We start from the raw sequence: 16,914 nt of genomic DNA, 5'->3' as shown, positions 1-16,914 counted from the left end.
CCCTGGGACTCGTGGTCTTCTGGGGGCTGTCCGACCAAGGGTGGCGCAGATCGCAGAAGATTGAACTTGCGTCTCGTCATCTGAGACTGCAATATCAGGCCATGGACAACTCTAGTGGCGTCGGCGTTCTCGACAAGGCTGCACTGGTGCTGAGCGCGCTGGAGGCGGGCCCCGCGACCCTGGCCGGACTGGTTTCCGCGACCGGGCTCGCTCGTCCCACAGCGCACCGCCTGGCGGTCGCGCTCGAGCACCACCGGCTTGTGACACGCGACATGCAGGGCCGCTTCATCCTCGGCCCCCGACTCTCCGAACTCGCCGCCGCGGCAGGCGAGGACCGCCTGCTGGCGACGGCCGGCCCGGTGCTCACGCACCTGCGCGACGTGACCGGCGAGAGCGCCCAGCTCTACCGCCGCCAGGGCGACTTGCGCATCTGCGTCGCCGCGGCGGAACGTCTCTCCGGCCTGCGGGACACCGTGCCGGTGGGCAGCACGCTGCCGATGAAGGCCGGCTCGGCGGCCCAGGTGCTGCTGGCCTGGGAGGAGCCGGAGCGGCTCCACCGCGGCCTGCAGGGCGCGAGGTTCACGGCCACCGCGCTGTCCGGTGTCCGCCGGCGAGGCTGGGCCCAGTCCATCGGCGAGCGCGAGCCCGGCGTCGCGTCGGTCTCCGCCCCGGTGCGCGGCCCGTCCAACCGCGTCGTCGCCGCGGTGTCCGTCTCCGGCCCCATCGAGCGCCTCACCCGCCACCCGGGGCGTCTCCACGCCCAGGCCATCGTCGAAGCCGCCGCCCGCCTCACGGAGGCGCTCCGTCGGGCCTAGCCCGACAGCGNCCCGAGTGGTGGGTTGCTCGCGCAGTTCCCCGCGCCCCTATTGGCCTTCGGCCAAATGCAAAAAAGCCCCTTGCGGGGCTTCTGGCTGGGGTACCAGGACTCGAACCTAGACTAACTGAACCAGAATCAGTCGTGCTGCCAATTACACCATACCCCAAGGCGATCACCGCAGTTCGCGGCGTCGGTGCGGCAGCAATCGTAGCGGATCCGGGGCCCCTTTCGCGCACACCGATAGGTGTGCGAAGCGCTGTCCGGACATCTGCAACCATATGGCCATGCTGAATGATCTTCTGCGACGCAGGCGCTCCGCCCGCCGCGCCTCCACCGGGGCGCTGGAGCTGAGTGCCGTCTTCCCCACCCTGTCCTGGGGCGGGGGTCTGCTCAGCTGCCAACTCCGGAGCGAGAACGGGCAACCGCTCCCCGGCGCCGGCGTCACGCTGACCGACGCCATGGGCCGCCAGGTCGCCCAGGGCGAGACCGATCCGTACGGGACCTACGTGGTCTCCCTCTCCCCCGGCGAGTACCGCCTCTCCGCAGGCGCCGACGGCTATCTGACGCACCGTGAGACCGTGCTCGTCGAGGCCGGCGAGCACACCGGCGTCGGCCCGGTGGCGCTCGAGCGGACCGAGAACTCGGCCCTGCCGCCGGTAGGCCGCTGGCGGATCGACCCGGAGCACTCCACGGTCCGGTTCACCGCGCGGCATCTCGCGCTGTCCCGGATCCATGGCCGCTTCAACGAGTTCGAGGGCCACGTCTACGTGGCCGACCCCATGGACAACTCCGCTCTCCAGGTCGTCGTCCACGCCGCGAGCCTGGACACCAACAACCGGATGCGGGACGCGCATCTGCGCTCCGCGGACTTCTTCGACGTCGAGCGCTTCCCCCGGATCGAGTTCACCAGCAGCCGCTTCTCGCACCGCAGCGGCAGCCGCTGGACCGTCCAGGGCGGGCTGACCCTGCACGCCGTGACCCGCTCCGTGTCCCTGGACACGCGCTACCTGGGCACCGGGCCGGACCAGTTCGGCGGCGTGCGCACCGCGGCCGTCGCCTCGGCGGAGCTGCACCGCGAGGACTTCACGCTCAACTGGCGGGAGATGTTCGACCGCGGAATCGCCATCGTGGGCACCACGATCGAGATCGAGCTCGATATCCAGGCGGTTCTGGAGGAGTAGCCGGAGAAAAAGAAAAGGCCCCCGATCGGGGGCCTCATTTTCTCTCGGTACCCCCGACCGGATTCGAACCGGCGCTACTGCCTTGAGAGGGCAGCGTGCTAGGCCGCTACACAACGGGGGCGAAACTGAGTCTCGCGAGGAAACTCGCGCTGGGGTACCAGGACTCGAACCTAGACTAACTGAACCAGAATCAGTCGTGCTGCCAATTACACCATACCCCATTGGCTACCTGGTCGATCTTGGTTCGGGCCTTTCGGCTCTCCCCCGTCCCTTCCGGGCGGCGCAACAAGAGGAACACTACCCGATGGTGGGCACCGCTCCAAAATCGGTTACGCGGAGCAACTCCGGCAGTTCGGCCAGCGTCGTGATCCGCTCCACCTGCGCGGACGTGCCCGCTCCGGAGCGGTCCAGCCAGATGCCGCGCAGGCCCGCGGCGCTCGCTCCGAGCGCGTCGGTCTCCAGCTTGTCCCCCACATAGGCGACTTGACGGGGCGGCAGGTCGAGTGCCGTACACGCGGCGAGGAACGCCTCGGGAGCCGGCTTGGCGACGCCCAGCTCCTCCGAGCAGAGCAGGAAGGAGAAGTGCTCCGCCAGGCCGAGCTTCGCCGTCTTGTGCCGCTGCACCAGCAGCGAGGAGTTGGAGAGCAGGCCGTGCCGGTACCCGGTCAGCCCGGCGAGGGCGGGCAGGACGTCGGGGAAGACGCGCCAGGACCGCTCGTAGTGGTCGAGGTAGCCGCGGAACCAGGCCGCCGGGTCGTCCGTCTGGAGGCCGAGCCGGCCGAGGAAGGCGCGGACGCGGACACGGCGCTGCTCCCACAGGTCCAGCTCGCCCGCCAGGAAGCGCGCGTACGCGCTCTCCATGTCCTGGCACCACAGCGCGAGCGCGTGGTCCGGCGAGTCGAACTCGCCGAGCAGGCCCAGCTCTTCCAGATGGCCGAGGATGCCGGCCCGCTCGGCGCCGCTGTAGTCGAAGATCGTGTCGTCGATGTCCCAGACGACCGCGCGTATCGGCTCAGCCACGCTTGACCACGCGGTTGGTCAGGGTCCCGATGCCCTCGACGGTGACGGAGATCTCGTCGCCGATCTGGACCGGGGCCACGCCCGCGGGGGTCCCGGTGAGGATGACGTCGCCGGGGAGCAGGGTCATCGCCTCGGAGATGTGGACGACGAGGTCGGCCACCGAGCGGACCATCTGCGAGGTGCGGCCCGCCTGGCGCAGTTCGCCGTTGACCGTGCAGGTGACGGCGAGGTCGGACGGATCGAGGTCGGTCTCGATCCACGGGCCCAGCGGGCAGGAGGTGTCGAAGCCCTTGGCCCTGGCCCACTGCCCCTCGCGCTGCTGCACGTCCCGCGCGGTGACGTCGTTGGCGCAGGTGTAGCCGAAGACCACCTCGGGCACCCGGGCGTGGGGGACCTCGCGGCACATCCGGCCGATGACGACGGCGAGTTCGGCCTCGGGCTGCACGTCCTGGGAGAAGGGCGGATAGGCGATGTTCTCGGTGGGGCCGACGACGGAGGTGGAGGGCTTGAAGAAGGTGAGCGGCACCTCGGGGACCTCGTTGCCCATCTCGGCCGCGTGCGCGGCGTAGTTGCGGCCCACCGCGACGATCTTGCTGGGCAGCATCGGCGGGAGCAGCCGGACGTCCGCCAGCGGCAGCACCTGACCGGTGACCTGGATGTCGCCGAACGGGTGGCCGGCCAGCACCTGCACCGTCAGCGTCTCCGGCTGCGCCGGGTCGCCCTCGACGACGCCGAAGGAGACGGAACCCTCGCTGGAAAACCTCGCAATACGCATGGCCTCAGCCTAGGGCCCGGAACGCGGCGGAGCCCCCGCGGCGGGCGGGGGCTCCGAGGCGCCGCGCAGCCGCGCGGCGAGCGGCTCAGTCGGCCGGCTTGATCTCCGGGGCGACCATCAGGTTGGTGCGGCGCGGGTTGGCCGTCTGCCGGGGCAGCGGGGCCTGGGTGGTCGCGGACTCGCGGAGCGCGGGGCCCGGGTTCTCCGGCAGGGACGCGAGCACGGTCCGGCGCGGGTTGGCCGTCGGGCGGAAGCTCATCGTCGTCTTGTACGTCACGCGGACTACCTCACATCGCGGGGGCAGCGGCTGTCTTCCCAGCGCTGCGTTCAGTTGCGTATCCAGCATCTCATTCCACACGGAGCAGCCTCCGCACTAGCCGAATGCCTGTGATTTTGGTCACTTTTTCGCAGGCTGGAATGGACAGTTACGACATTGTGGCCGGATACCGCCTGCGGACATTACGCATCATTTCGGACAAAATCCTGGCCCTCTGTCACCGCCACAGACGCTCGCTGCAACGTTCGCTGTCCGAAATGCGAATAATCTCCCCCGCGAATGTGCACCCACCGTGACGCGCGTTGCGCAATTGGTAGCGGTCTCCGCTACGGAGAGTCGCCCCTTGTTGGAGTACCAGCACTGTGCTGGAATGCCACGGACCGACGGGAGGCCACCCCTCCACAGCGCTACTGCCAGCGCCGGGGCCCACTCCACGGCGGCGAAAGGGCACTTCCACAGGATCCCGACAGGGGGTCCACTGCCCACCCGAGAACTCGACTCCGTCCGGACCGCCTTGCTGGCGGCAAGGGCGCCTGGTCCAGAGGTTGCGACGCTAGTGCAGGGACGTATCAAGAGGGGTGGCGGCGCGGACAACCCGGCGGACCGCGGACCAGCCGGCCACCAGCAGCCGTCGCCGACGACGACTCCCCCCTCCTCCGACTCCGGTCCGCGAACCGGGCCGCAGGCTTCGCCGCGCCCGCAGACGGCCGAGGAGTCCAAGGGCCGAATAGGCCGTGTCGCCCCGGCGCGGGTGAGCGGGCTGCGCCGCTACGCCCTCAGCAACTGGCGCATCCGCACCAGGCTGATCGCGCTGCTGCTGCTCCCCGTGGTCGCCGCCCTGGTGCTCGGTGGTCTGCGCATCCAGACCTCGCTGCAGTCGCAGCAGGACCTGAGCAAGGTGTCGAAGCTGGGTGACCTCGCCTACGCGGCCACCGCGCTGGCGGACGCCCTCGAGACCGAGCGCGACACCATGGCCGCCAACGTGCGGAACGGCGACAGCCAGACCCAGGCCGTGCAGAACGCGCAGAACGACACCATCAAGAAGAAGCTGAAGTTCAGCTACGCCACCCAGCAGCTGGACCTGACCCAGCTGCCGGGCCGCGGTGTCGACGTCCGCAACATCAACAGCTCGCTGGACCTCCTCGTCCGCGTCCGGCTGAACGCCTTCGCGACCTCCGAGGACGGATCCATCCAGCGGTCCGTGGCCGCCTACGACTCGCTGATCCAGCCGCTGCTCCAGCTCTCCGGCGACCTCGCCCTGGCCTCGGCCAACCAGGAGCTCATCCAGTCCACTCGCGCGCTGCAGGCCTTCGCGCAGTGGAAGGAGAACTACTCGATCGTCCGCGCCGTCATCAGCGCCTCGCTGTTGCAGGGCAAGGCGAACAAGTTCGTCCCCTCGGACGTCGACTACGCCAAGGCCGCGAACGAAGCCGTGGCGCGCAACAAGTCGGAGTTCCAGGCCCTCTACGGCGCCGAGAAGTCGGCGTTCCTCATCGGCTCCTGGCAGCAGAACAACAACGTCCAGGCGACCCAGCGCGACATGAAGGCCTGGCTCGACCAGGGCGCGGCGAACGCGGCCGTCACCGCGGCCGACTGGAGCACGGGTGAGTCGATGTCCCAGATGACGCTGATGGCGTCGTCCGAGAACATCCTCGTCAACGAGCTCAACACGAAGGTGGAGTCGCTCAGTTCGCAGGCCCGCACGGACGCCATCGTCAACGCCGCGGTGATCGCCCTGGTCCTCGTCGTCGCCGTCGCCGGCGCCGCGATCGTGGCCCGCTCGATGGTGCGCACCCTGGCCAAGCTGCAGGACACCGCCGAGGACGTCGCCGACCACCGCCTGCCGGACCTGGTCCGCAAGCTGTCCGAGTCGGACCCGCAGGACGTGGACGTGTCGATCACCCCGATCGGCATCGACACCACGGACGAGATCGGCCACGTGGCGCGAGCCTTCGACAAGGTCCACAGCCAGGCGGTCCGCCTGGCCGCCGAGCAGGCCCTGCTGCGAGGCAACATCAACGCGATGTTCACCAACCTCTCGCGCCGCTCGCAGGGTCTGATCCAGCGTCAGCTGTCCATGATCTCCGAGCTGGAGTCGCGCGAGGCGGACCCGGACCAGCTGGCCCAGCTGTTCAAGCTCGACCACCTCGCGACGCGTATGCGCCGTAACGGTGAGAACCTCCTCGTCCTCGCGGGTGAGGACCCGGGCCGCCGGTGGACCCGCCCGGTCCCGCTGGTCGACGTGCTCCGCGCCGCGGCCTCCGAGGTGGAGCAGTACGAGCGCATCGAGCTGGCCTCGGTGCCGACGGCGGACGTCGCCGGCCGCGTCGTCAACGACCTCGTGCACCTGCTCGCCGAGCTGCTCGAGAACGCGACCTCCTTCTCCAGCCCGCAGACCCGGGTGCGGGTCACCGGTCACGCGCTGCCGGACGGCCGCGTGCTGATCGAGATCCACGACACGGGCATCGGCCTGTCGCCCGACGACCTGGCCGAGATCAACGAGCGGCTCGCGAACCCGCCGGTGGTGGACGTCTCGGTGTCCCGCCGCATGGGCCTCTTCGTGGTCGGTCGTCTGTCGCTGCGTCACGGCATCCGGATCCAGCTCCGCCCGAGCGACTCCGGCGGCACGACGGCGCTCGTCATGCTCCCGGTCGACGTCACCAACGTCGCCGAGCGGCGGGCCGGCGGCCCGCAGCGGGCGGCGGGCCAGGGCGCTCCGCGCCCCGGTGCGGTGCCTCCGGGCGCCGGTCCGCGCCCGGGCCTCCCCGGTCAGCAGGGCCCCGGGACCGGTCAGTTCGACGGCCCGCGTCCGGGCGACACCTTCGGCGGCCAGCCGGGTGCGCTGCCCCAGCGCGGCCAGCAGCCCGGCCTCCCCCAGGGCCCGGGCGAGGCCTTCGGCAAGGGCCTCCCCGGCCAGGGCCAGCAGCCCGCAGCGGCAGCCCAGTTCGGGGCCGACGCCCCGCGCCCCGGCGACACCTTCGGCGGCCAGCCCGGCGCGCTCCCCCAGCGCGGCCAGCAGCCCGGCCTCCCGCAGGGCGGCCCCGGGACCGGTCAGTTCGACGGCCCGCGTCCGGGCGACACCTTCGGCGGCCAGCCCGGCGCGCTGCCCCAGCGCGGCGGCCAGCAGACTCCCGGCGCCGGTCAGTTCGACGGCCCGCGCCCCGGCGACACCTTCGGCGGCCAGCCGGGTGCGCTCCCCCAGCGCGGCGGCCAGCAGCCCGGTCTCCCGCAGGGCGGCCCCGCCGGTCAGTTCGCCGCGGACGCGCCGCGTCCGGGCGACACCTTCGGCCAGGGCATCCCCGCCCAGGGCCAGCAGCCCCCCACCGCCGGTCAGTTCGGGGCCGACGCCCCGCGCGGCGACACCTTCGGCGGCCAGCAGGGTGCGCTCCCCCAGGCGCCCGGCGCCGGCCAGTTCGACGCTCCGCGGCCCGCTGACACCTTCGGCGGCCAGCCGCAGGGCGGACAGTTCGGGAACGGTGCGCCGCGGCCCGCCGGGCCGCAGGGCTGGGGTGGCGCGGACGCGCCGCAGCACTCCGCCGGGGACACCGGCCAGTTCGCCCGCCCGCACTTCGAGGAGGAGCCCCCGGCTCCCCCCGCCCCCCGCGTCGCGGACCCGCTGACCGACCCGCTCCCCCGCGCAGCTCTGCCCGGGCCCGAGACCGGGGGGCCCTCCGGCTCGCCGATCTTCGAGCAGATGGAGTCCAACTGGTTCCGGGCCGGCCGCGCGGACCGCATGCGCGCCGTGCAGGTCTTCGGCCGTGACGAGGCGTCAGCCCCGCAGGCAGAACCGCAGGGTGGGCCCCAGTCGGCCGCGCCCGGGGGCTTCCCGGCCGGCTCCGCCCCCGCCGGGGCGACCGCCGCGGGCGCCCAGCCGGACGCCGCCCCGTGGCGGACCAACGCCAACGACGAGACCTGGCGCCGTGCCGAGCAGGTGCGCGAGCCCAGCGCCGGCGGCGTCATGCCCTCCGGTCTGCCGCGCCGCGTGCCGCAGGCCAACCTCGTGCCCGGTCAGGCCGAGGCCGACGTCACCGCCGTGCCCGGCCCCCAGGTGTCCCGCTCGCCGGAGGAGGTGCGGGGCCGGCTGACGAACCTGCGCCGCGGCATCCAGCAGGGCCGCCAGGCCGGCACGAACCCGAACCACGGCACCAACCCCCAGGAGCGCTGACGCATGAGCCAGATGAGCCAAGCGGCACAGAACCTCAACTGGTTGATCACCAACTTCGTGAACAGCACGCCCGGGGTGTCCCACACCGTGGTGGTCTCCGCCGACGGTCTGCTGCTCTCGATGTCCGAGGGCTTCCCGCGTGACCGGGCCGACCAACTGGCGGCCGTGGCCTCCGGGTTGACGTCGCTCACGCAGGGCGCCTCGCGGATCTTCGAGGGCGGCAAGGTCACCCAGACCGTGGTCGAGATGGAGCGCGGCTTCCTCTTCATCATGGCGGTCTCCGACGGCTCCAGCCTGGCCGTGCTGGCCTCGCCGGACAGCGACATCGGCCTCGTCGGCTACGAGATGGCCCTGCTCGTCGACCGGGCCGGGGACGTGCTGACCCCGGCCCTGCGCGCCGAGCTGCAGGGCAGCCTGCTCCACTGAGCCGGGCCGACGTACGCGACGTACGCACTGACCGCACGCCAGAACCGCGTTCCCACCAACCCTCGCCGCGGAAAGGCACAGGAGCCGCGCAGTCCAAGGAGGTTCGATGACCACGCCACACGGCGGAGCAAGGCAACCGCTGGTTCGCCCCTACGCCATGACCGGCGGACGCACTCGGCCCCGGTACCAGCTCGCCATCGAGGCGCTGATCACCAGCACCCCGCAGGCGTACCGGGCCGGGACCCTGCTGCCCGAGCACGCCCGGATCGTGGAGCTCTGCCGTGACGTGAAGTCGGTCGCCGAGGTCTCCGCCCTCGTGCCCATGCCATTGGGCGTGGCCCGCATCCTCGTGGCGGACCTGGCCGAAGCCGGCCTGGTCGCCATCCACCAGCCCGCGGCGGCCTCCGAGACCGGAGGCTCCCCGGACGTGACTCTGCTCGAAAGGGTGCTCAGTGGACTTCGCAGGCTCTAGCACCGCAGGCGCCCGTGCCACCACCTCGGCGAAGATCGTCGTCGCGGGCGGCTTCGGCGTCGGCAAGACCACGCTCGTGGGAGCGGTCTCCGAGATCAACCCGCTGCGCACCGAGGCCGTGATGACCTCGGCCAGCGCGGGCATCGACGACCTCACCCATGTCGGCGGCAAGACGACCACCACGGTCGCCATGGACTTCGGCCGCATCACGCTGGACCAGGACCTGATCCTCTACCTGTTCGGCACGCCCGGCCAGGACCGCTTCTGGTTCATGTGGGACGACCTGGTCCGCGGCGCCATCGGCGCCGTCGTGCTCGTGGACACCCGCCGCCTGGCGGACTGCTTCCCCGCCATCGACTACTTCGAGAACAGCGGCCTGCCCTTCGTCGTCGCCATCAACGACTTCGACGGCCAGCACCTGCACGGGCCCGAAGAGGTGCGCGAGGCACTGCAGTTGGGCGCGGACACGCCGATCATCAGCACCGACGCGCGCCGCCGCGACAGCGCCAAGACCACGTTGATCACGCTGGTCGAGCACGCGCTGCTGGCTCGGCTCCGGTGAACGGAAGAGGTCATCCGTTGAAGTTTCCATAACGGTTCGGCACGTAATTCCCACGTCCGCGTCACGCGAGGTAGGCACCCGCAAGCGGAGCGTCCAAGCGGAGGTGGGAATTCGCCGACTCTGTGACCCCATGTCCGTTTTTTCGTCAGCAAGCGGCCCTTGACCGGGTGTTTGGCCCCCGCAACGGCCCCGTGCTGAAATGCCAGCCATCCGCCGGATGGGAGCCGAGAGGTTGTAGTCAGTGAGCCAGAACGAGGCAGATCCCGGACCTATGGACGCCGGCGGCTCCGCATGGCGTTTCCGCAACTGGCGCGTGCCCACGCGACTGACGGCGATTCTGCTCGTCCCGGTCGTCACCGGCCTCGGCTTCGCCGGACTGAGGGTCAAGGACCAGGTCGACACCTACCAGGCGGCCGGACAGAACGAGAAGGTCGCCAAGGTCGTCGAGCAGGCGCTCACAGTCGTCCACGACCTTGAGACGGAGCGGGACTCCTCCCTGGTTCCCCGGCTGACGGGCAGGCCCAGCACCGAGGTGCAGCAGGCCCAGCAGCGGACCAACCAGGACATCCTGACGCTGCAGGCGGCGGTCTCCGGGGTCACCGACAACGACGCGCTCTCGCAGCAGGTCGGCACCTTCCTCGCGGCCCAGAAGAGCTCCCTCGGCCAGCTGCGCACCCAGAAGCTGGACACTCCGCAGGACATCGTGGACGTGGTCCAGCAGGGCTACTCCAACCTGATCTTCCCGCTCATGGGCACCGCCAACGAGCTGGCCTTCAGCGACAACACCGTCAACAGCCGGGGCCGCGAGATCTACGCGCTCGCACTGGCCAAGGCGTCGGTCTCCACCGAGCGGTACCTGGTGCTGGTCGGACTGGTGAGCAAGGGCTTCCCGAACGACCTGGTCGTCGCGGTCAAGACGGCCAACAAGCTGACCTCCACCGCCCTCGGCCAGTTCCAGCTGTCCAACATCCCGGCGGACTGGGCCCTGTTCAAGAAGACGGTCCAGGGCAACCCGGACCTGCAGCAGCAGGAGACCAACCTCTTCGCGGTCCAGGCGAACCACGAGAAGCTCTCCAAGACCGGTATCACGCCGACCAGTTGGTACGCACACGCGAGCCAGATCGTCGACCAGGAGCGCACCACCGAGCAGGCCCTGATCAAGCAGGTGCTGGACGACACCGCCCAGGCCAAGAGCGACGCGCGGCAGAACGCCATCGTCACCTCGGCCGAGGCGCTGGCCGCGGTCCTGCTGGCCGGCCTGCTCACCTTCTTCATCTCCCGCTCGATGGTGCGCAGCATGCGCCGCCTGCGCGACACCGCGCAGGCCGTCGCCAGCGAGCGGCTGCCCGACATGGTCCGCCGGCTCTCGCGCACCGACCCCGAGCGGGTCGACACTAGCGTCGCGCCCATCCCGATCAACAGCACGGACGAGATCGGCGAGGTCGCCCGGGCCTTCGACGACGTCCACCGCGAGGCCGTGCGACTCGCCTCCGAGCAGGCCCTGCTCCGCGGCAACGTCAACGCGATCTTCACCAACCTGTCCCGCCGCAGCCACGGCCTGATCGAGCGTCAGCTGGCGCTGATCACGGACCTGGAGAACAACGAGGCGGACCCGGACCAGCTGGAGAACCTCTTCAAGCTGGACCACCTGGCCACCCGCATGCGCCGCAACGGCGAGAACCTCCTGGTCCTCGCGGGCGAGGACGCCGGCCGCAGCTGGGGCGAGCCCATCCCGCTGGTCGACGTGCTCCGCGCGGCCGCGTCCGAGGTGGAGCAGTACGAGCGCATCGAGCTGTCCGGCATCCCGGAGACCGACGTGGTCGGTCCCGCGGTCACCGACCTCGTGCACCTGCTGGCCGAGTTGCTGGAGAACGCGACCACCTTCAGCAGCCCGCAGACGCGGGTGCGGGTGAACGCGACCCGGCTGCCGGACCAGCGCGTGCTGGTGGAGATCCACGACAAGGGCATCGGCCTGACCGCCTCGGACTTCACCGAGATCAACGCCAAGCTCGCCGAGCCGCCGACGGTGGACGCCTCCGTCTCCCGGCAGATGGGCCTCTTCGTGGTCGGCCGCCTGGCCGAGCGCCACGGCATCCGGGTCCAGCTGCGCCCGTCCGGCGAGTCCGCGGGCACCACCTCGCTGGTCATGCTCCCCGAGCACCTGACCCAGCTGCCGCGCGTGGGCGAGCCGGAGGAGCAGTTCACGGTCTCCCGGATCTACCCCGAGGCCGAGGCCGCCGCCGCGGCCTTCGACCCGAACGGCGGACCGCTGCGCACCGCCGACGAGTTGGGCTTCGACGACAGCCGCTACGGCCGCCAGGCCGTCGCCGCGTCGGCCGAGCAGGCGCCGACCCTGGACAGCGTGCAGCGCTCGCTGCGGCTCGGCCAGCGCCGCGAGCAGGCGGCCCTGGCGGGCCCGGACGGCGTGGCTCCGGCTGCCGCCGCGCCGGCCGGCCCGGGCGACGCCACCGGCTCCGCGGACCCGCTCGCGGTGCGGGACTACGGACGGGACTTCGACGAGTACCGGCCCGGCTCCACGCAGACGTACCCCTCCTCGCTGGACCCGGCCTACGAGGCCGGCCGCTACACCGCGCAGGACTTCGAGGCCGCGGCGGGGACCGGCGCCGGTACGGGCTTCCCGCAGGACGCGTTCGGCGGCGGGTTCGCCGCCCCGGCCGCCAACGGCATGCCCCAGCAGCCGGCGGCCTACGGCGACGGCGGGTTCGGCGACCACGGCGGGTTCGGCAACGCCGGCGCGTTCCCGATGCCCGGCACCGAGGCCCCCGCGGGCGGCTTCGGCCACCCCGGCGACACCGGGGCCTTCCCGGCCGCCGGCTCCAACGGCCTGCCGCAGCGCCGTCCGGGCGGCTTCGGCGGCCCGGCCGCGCCCCAGGGGGCGGGCGACACGGCCGCGTTCCCCGCTGTGGGCGCCAACGGCCTGCCGCAGCGCCGTCCGGGCGGCTTCGGCGACACCCCCACGCCGCAGGGCCCGGGAGACACCACCGCCCTCCCCGCCGCCGGCTCCAACGGCCTGCCGCAGCGTCAACTGGGCGGCGCCCAGGCCGCGTTCGGTGGCAGCAGTGAGCTGAGCGCCCCGCCGGAGCAGGGGCAGGGCGGCCTGCCGACGCGCCGTCCCGGCGCCGCCCTCGGCGGCCGCGCCATCGGCGAGCGCGACGCGGGCGAGCGCCCCAACTGGTTCACCGGAGCCCGGGACTCCGGGCCCGTCGAGGCCCCCGAGCAGCCGGCCCTGCCCGCCCAGCCGAGCCCGCTGCACCGCGAGCCCGTCTCCGGCGGCACCACCCAGGCCGGCCTGCCTCGCCGGGTGCCCCGGCAGAACCTGCAGCCGGGGCAGGTCCCCGACCCCCACGGCAACGGCCAGGGCTCCACAGCGCCCGCCGCCGCGGCCGCGTCCCAGCTGTCCCGCTCGCCGGAGGAGGTGCGGGGCCGGCTGACGAACCTGCGCCGCGGCATCCAGCAGGGCCACAGCGCGGGCGACACCCCCTCCACGGGCTTCGGCTCGTACGGCACCAACCCCCAGGAGCGTTGATTTCAGATGAGCCAGATGAGCCAAGCGGCACAGAACCTCAACTGGTTGATCACCAACTTCGTGGACAACACCCCCGGGGTGTCTCACACCGTGGTGGTCTCCGCCGACGGTCTGCTGCTCGCCATGTCCGAGGGCTTCCCGCGTGACCGCGCCGACCAACTGGCCGCCGTTGCCTCCGGGTTGACCTCGCTCACGCAGGGCGCCTCGCGGATCTTCGAGGGCGGCAAGGTCACCCAGACCGTGGTCGAGATGGAGCGCGGCTTCCTCTTCATCATGGCCATCTCCGACGGCTCCAGCCTGGCCGTGCTGGCCTCGCCGGACAGCGACATCGGCCTCGTCGGCTACGAGATGGCCCTCCTGGTCGACCGGGCCGGTACCGTGCTGACCCCGGCCCTCCGCGCAGAGCTGCAGGGCAGTCTGCTTCACTGACGGGGTGTCAACTCGGCTTCCTTGCAACACCGCACGACCTCGTACGACCCGCACTACCTTGTAACGCGAGCCGCATCGCCCCGTCGTTCCACTGTGAGGAGGAACCGTGACACCGCCCGAGGACCAGAACGGCCACTACGGCGCTGCCTACCCGGGAACGGGCCATGACGCGTTCGGCGGTCCCGGCGGCGGTTACGCCCCGGGGTACCCCGGATATGACCAGTTCCCGCAGCAGACGTCCTACGCGGACGACTGGAACCAGCCTCCCGGCGTCGAGCCGGAGGACGAGGAACCGCTCATCCGTCCGTACGCCATGACCGGCGGCCGCACCCGTCCCCGGTACCAGCTCGCCATCGAGGCGCTGGTGTCGACGACGGCGGCCCCGGAGCGCATCGCCACGCTGCTGCCTGAGCACCAGCGCATCTGCGGGCTGTGCACGGAGATCAAGTCGGTCGCGGAGGTCTCCGCCCTGCTGTCCATGCCGCTCGGCGTGGCCCGCATCCTGGTCGCCGACCTGGCCGAGACCGGCCTGGTCGCCATCCACCAGCCCGCCGCCGGGGGCGAATCCGGCGGAACGCCAGACGTGACACTGCTCGAAAGGGTGCTCAGTGGACTTCGCAAGCTCTAGGCCGACCGCCACGGCCGCCGCAGGGGCTCGCACGACCACCTCCGCCAAGATCGTCGTCGCCGGTGGTTTCGGCGTCGGCAAGACGACGCTGGTCGGCGCGGTCTCCGAGATCAACCCGCTGCGCACCGAGGCCGTGATGACCTCGGCCTCCGCCGGTGTCGACGACCTCACGCACGTGGGCGGGAAGACGACGACCACGGTCGCCATGGACTTCGGTCGCATCACGCTGGACGAGGACCTGATCCTCTACCTGTTCGGCACCCCCGGCCAGGACCGCTTCTGGTTCATGTGGGACGACCTGGTCCGCGGCGCGATCGGGGCGGTCGTGCTGGTGGACACCCGCCGCCTGGCGGACTGCTTCCCCGCCATCGACTACTTCGAGAACAGCGGCCTGCCGTTCATCGTGGCGATCAACGCGTTCGACGGGAACCAGACGCACACGCCGGAGGAGGTCCGGGAGGCGCTGCAGCTGGGCCCGGACACGCCCATCATCACGACGGACGCGCGCCGGCGCGACAGCGCGAAGAGCACGCTCATCACCCTCGTCGAACACGCCCTCCTCGCCCGGCTCCGGTAGGCGCCTGCCGGGGGCCCGTCAGGGGCGCGTGGGGGCACCTCCCGCCCGAAGAGTGGGGGAGAACGGCGCGAGCAACACGCCACCCTGGGAGGTCCGACCGCTGAGTACGGGTCGGACCTCCCAGGGTGGTGTGTTGCTCGCGCCGTTCCTCGCCCCCTGAATGCGCCTACGGCGTCAGTCCGGCGCGGAGGAGGCCGACGGTGTAGGCGTCGTCGAGGGCCTGCCAGGACGCGCCGATGACGTTCTCGGCGACGCCGACCGTGGACCAGGACGTCACGCCGTCCGTCGTCTCGATGAGGACCCGCGTGAACGAGCCCGTGCCGTGCTCGCCCTCGAGGATCCGCACCTTGTAGTCCGCCAGCTCCAGCTTGGCCAGCTGCGGGTAGAACCGCTCCAGCGCCGTCCGCAGCGCCCGGTCCAGGGCGTTGACGGGGCCGTTGCCCTCGCCCGTGGCGACGATCCGCTGGCCCTTGGCCCAGAGCTTCACCGTGGCCTCGTTGGCCTGCGTGCCGTCGGCCCGCTGCTCGACGATGGCGCGCCACGACTCCAGCCGGAAGAACCGGGACTGACTGCCCGTCACCTCCGCCCGCAGCAGCAGCTCGAAGGAGGCGTCCGCGGCCTCGTAGGTGTAGCCGGCGAGTTCGCGCTCCTTGACCTTGTCGACGATGCGGCCGACCGCCTCGCGGTTGCCGGACAGGTCGTAGCCCAGCTCCTTGCCCTTGAGCTCGACGCTCGCGCGGCCCGCCATGTCCGAGACCAGCATCCGCATCGAGTTGCCCACCAGGCCCGGGTCCATGTGCTGGTACAGGTCCGGGTCCACCTTGATCGCGGAGGCGTGCAGGCCGGCCTTGTGGGCGAAGGCGGAGACGCCCACGTAGGGCTGGTGGGTGGACGGCGTCAGGTTGACGACCTCGGCGATCGCGTGCGAGATGCGGGTCATCTCGGCCAGCCGGCCCTCCGGCAGCACCCGGCGGTCGTGCTTCAGCTCCAACGCCCCGACGACGGGGAACAGGTTGGCGTTGCCGACCCGCTCCCCGTAGCCGTTCGCGGTGCACTGCACGTGGGTGGCCCCGGCCTCCACCGCCGCAAGGGTGTTGGCGACCGCGCAGCCGGTGTCGTCCTGGGCGTGGATGCCCAGCCGCGCCCCCGTCCGCGCCAGCACGTCCGCGACGATCTCGCGGACCCCGGAGGGCAGCATGCCGCCGTTGGTGTCGCAGAGCACGACGANNNNCGCGCCCGCCTCGTGGGCGGCGCGGACGACGTCGACGGCGTACTCCGGGTTCGCCTTGTAGCCGTCGAAGAAGTGCTCGCAGTCGATGAAGACCCGGCGTCCTTGTGAGCGCAGGAACTCCACACTGTCGCGGACCATCGCCAGGTTCTCCTCCAGCGTGGTCCGCAGCGCCAACTCCACATGCCGGTCATGGGACTTGGCGACGAGGGTGACCACCGGGGCGCCGCTGTCGACGAGGGCCCGCAGCTGGGGGTCCTCCTCGGCCTTCGCGCCCGCGCGGCGGGTGGCGCCGAACGCGACGAGCTGCGCGTGCTGCAGCTTCAGCTCGGTCGCGGCCCGCGCGAAGAACTCCGTGTCACGGGGGTTGGCCCCCGGCCAGCCGCCCTCGATGAAGCCCACGCCGAACTCGTCGAGCAGCCGCGCGATGGTGAGCTTGTCGGCCACGGTGAGGTTGATGCCCTCGCGCTGGGCGCCGTCGCGCAGGGTGGTGTCGAAGACGTGGAATTCGTCGCCGGGGCTGCCGGGGGTGGTCATGGCCGGGTCTCCTGTCCGAACACGGAGCAATGAAAAAGACCCCTCGCAGGATGCGAGAGGTCTGCGCGCGGGTCTGAGGACACAGGGTCCGCTCCGCGCTTCAAGTCGATCCTGCGGAACGGTCACTGCGGACCGGCGCGCTCGCTGGTAATCATCGTCACCACGAGAGCCACGAGGGCAGTCTGCCACACCCTCCGTCGCCGTCCGCCTACCGTCCCGCCATCCGAGACGTCGCGCCGGGTCCCGGTCCGTGACGGCCGTCCGGCCGGACAG

The 16,914-nt window shown here is 71.5% G+C and carries 14 protein-coding genes and 3 tRNA genes; 10 read left to right on the top strand and 7 right to left on the bottom strand.

Annotated elements, in window-relative coordinates; all coding sequences use genetic code 11:
- Window positions 1-101: 101 nt before the first annotated feature.
- Window positions 102-815: an IclR family transcriptional regulator gene (locus ACFP3V_RS06060; RefSeq protein ID WP_042373758.1), complete on the top strand. Its 714-nt coding sequence runs from the start codon at window positions 102-104 to the stop codon at window positions 813-815.
- Window positions 816-908: 93 nt separating this feature from the next.
- Here the strand turns inward: ACFP3V_RS06060 and ACFP3V_RS06055 are convergent.
- A tRNA-Gln gene (locus tag ACFP3V_RS06055) sits at window positions 909-983 on the bottom strand.
- Window positions 984-1,101: 118 nt separating this feature from the next.
- Between ACFP3V_RS06055 and ACFP3V_RS06050 the strand changes: the two genes are divergently transcribed.
- Window positions 1,102-1,998 (top strand): YceI family protein, encoded by an 897-nt coding sequence (locus tag ACFP3V_RS06050; RefSeq protein ID WP_380580525.1) that lies wholly within the window; start codon window positions 1,102-1,104, stop codon window positions 1,996-1,998.
- A 48-nt stretch (window positions 1,999-2,046) separates the two neighbouring features.
- On the opposite strand, the gene ACFP3V_RS06045 is transcribed toward ACFP3V_RS06050, so the two are convergent.
- The 5 genes from ACFP3V_RS06045 to ACFP3V_RS06025 all read right to left on the bottom strand — a co-directional run bounded on the left by ACFP3V_RS06045 (window position 2,047) and on the right by ACFP3V_RS06025 (window position 4,070).
- A tRNA-Glu gene (locus ACFP3V_RS06045) sits at window positions 2,047-2,119 on the bottom strand.
- A 28-nt stretch (window positions 2,120-2,147) separates the two neighbouring features.
- Window positions 2,148-2,219, bottom strand: a tRNA-Gln gene (locus tag ACFP3V_RS06040).
- A 76-nt stretch (window positions 2,220-2,295) separates the two neighbouring features.
- Entirely contained in the window at window positions 2,296-3,018 is a 723-nt protein-coding gene (locus ACFP3V_RS06035) for an HAD family hydrolase (protein ID WP_380580523.1), read from the bottom strand.
- The gene (locus ACFP3V_RS06030) at window positions 3,011-3,793 is read right to left on the bottom strand and encodes a fumarylacetoacetate hydrolase family protein (protein WP_380580521.1); all 783 of its coding nucleotides are present in this window, start codon (window positions 3,791-3,793) and stop codon (window positions 3,011-3,013) included. The genes ACFP3V_RS06035 and ACFP3V_RS06030 overlap by 8 nt, the downstream gene beginning before the upstream one ends.
- Before the next feature lie 85 nt (window positions 3,794-3,878).
- Entirely contained in the window at window positions 3,879-4,070 is a 192-nt protein-coding gene (locus tag ACFP3V_RS06025; protein ID WP_380580519.1) for a hypothetical protein, read from the bottom strand.
- 751 nt (window positions 4,071-4,821) lie between these two features.
- Here ACFP3V_RS06025 and ACFP3V_RS06020 point away from each other — a divergent pair.
- From ACFP3V_RS06020 to ACFP3V_RS05985, 8 genes are all read left to right on the top strand, one after another.
- Window positions 4,822-8,235, top strand: coding sequence for an ATP-binding protein (locus ACFP3V_RS06020; protein WP_380580517.1), 3,414 nt, complete (start codon window positions 4,822-4,824; stop codon window positions 8,233-8,235).
- A gap of 3 nt (window positions 8,236-8,238) precedes the next feature.
- Window positions 8,239-8,661, top strand: coding sequence for a roadblock/LC7 domain-containing protein (locus ACFP3V_RS06015; protein ID WP_380580515.1), 423 nt, complete (start codon window positions 8,239-8,241; stop codon window positions 8,659-8,661).
- A gap of 106 nt (window positions 8,662-8,767) precedes the next feature.
- Entirely contained in the window at window positions 8,768-9,133 is a 366-nt protein-coding gene (locus ACFP3V_RS06010; protein ID WP_380580513.1) for a DUF742 domain-containing protein, read from the top strand.
- Entirely contained in the window at window positions 9,114-9,695 is a 582-nt protein-coding gene (locus tag ACFP3V_RS06005; protein WP_380580511.1) for a GTP-binding protein, read from the top strand. Before ACFP3V_RS06010 ends, ACFP3V_RS06005 begins: the two co-directional genes overlap by 20 nt.
- Window positions 9,696-9,936: 241 nt before the next feature.
- Entirely contained in the window at window positions 9,937-13,242 is a 3,306-nt protein-coding gene (locus ACFP3V_RS06000; RefSeq protein ID WP_380580509.1) for a nitrate- and nitrite sensing domain-containing protein, read from the top strand.
- Between the two features lie 15 nt (window positions 13,243-13,257).
- Window positions 13,258-13,671, top strand: coding sequence for a roadblock/LC7 domain-containing protein (locus tag ACFP3V_RS05995; protein ID WP_380580507.1), 414 nt, complete (start codon window positions 13,258-13,260; stop codon window positions 13,669-13,671).
- A 106-nt stretch (window positions 13,672-13,777) separates the two neighbouring features.
- Window positions 13,778-14,299, top strand: coding sequence for a DUF742 domain-containing protein (locus tag ACFP3V_RS05990; RefSeq protein WP_380580505.1), 522 nt, complete (start codon window positions 13,778-13,780; stop codon window positions 14,297-14,299).
- Window positions 14,280-14,876: a GTP-binding protein gene (locus tag ACFP3V_RS05985; RefSeq protein WP_380580503.1), complete on the top strand. Its 597-nt coding sequence runs from the start codon at window positions 14,280-14,282 to the stop codon at window positions 14,874-14,876. The genes ACFP3V_RS05990 and ACFP3V_RS05985 overlap by 20 nt, the downstream gene beginning before the upstream one ends.
- Window positions 14,877-15,042: 166 nt before the next feature.
- On the opposite strand, the gene cimA is transcribed toward ACFP3V_RS05985, so the two are convergent.
- Window positions 15,043-16,641: a citramalate synthase gene (gene cimA, locus ACFP3V_RS05980; RefSeq protein ID WP_380580501.1), complete on the bottom strand. Its 1,599-nt coding sequence runs from the start codon at window positions 16,639-16,641 to the stop codon at window positions 15,043-15,045.
- Between the last annotated feature and the right edge of the window lie 273 nt (window positions 16,642-16,914).

It is taken from the genome of Streptacidiphilus monticola (assembly GCF_042658505.1).
Taxonomy (GTDB): domain Bacteria; phylum Actinomycetota; class Actinomycetes; order Streptomycetales; family Streptomycetaceae; genus Streptacidiphilus; species Streptacidiphilus monticola.
Note: the sequence above shows the minus strand (reverse complement) of the source record. Positions and strands in the feature narration are given on the sequence as shown.

Excerpts from the sequence above, each read along its gene's own strand:
- ACFP3V_RS06060 (WP_042373758.1), top strand. The coding sequence starts at position 102 with ATGGACAACTCTAGTGGCGTCGGCGTTCTCGACAAGGCTGCACTGGTG.
- ACFP3V_RS06050 (WP_380580525.1), top strand. The coding sequence starts at position 1,102 with ATGCTGAATGATCTTCTGCGACGCAGGCGCTCCGCCCGCCGCGCCTCC.
- ACFP3V_RS06030 (WP_380580521.1), bottom strand. The coding sequence starts at position 3,793 with ATGCGTATTGCGAGGTTTTCCAGCGAGGGTTCCGTCTCCTTCGGCGTC.
- ACFP3V_RS06015 (WP_380580515.1), top strand. The coding sequence starts at position 8,239 with ATGAGCCAGATGAGCCAAGCGGCACAGAACCTCAACTGGTTGATCACC.
- ACFP3V_RS06010 (WP_380580513.1), top strand. The coding sequence starts at position 8,768 with ATGACCACGCCACACGGCGGAGCAAGGCAACCGCTGGTTCGCCCCTAC.
- ACFP3V_RS05995 (WP_380580507.1), top strand. The coding sequence starts at position 13,258 with ATGAGCCAAGCGGCACAGAACCTCAACTGGTTGATCACCAACTTCGTG.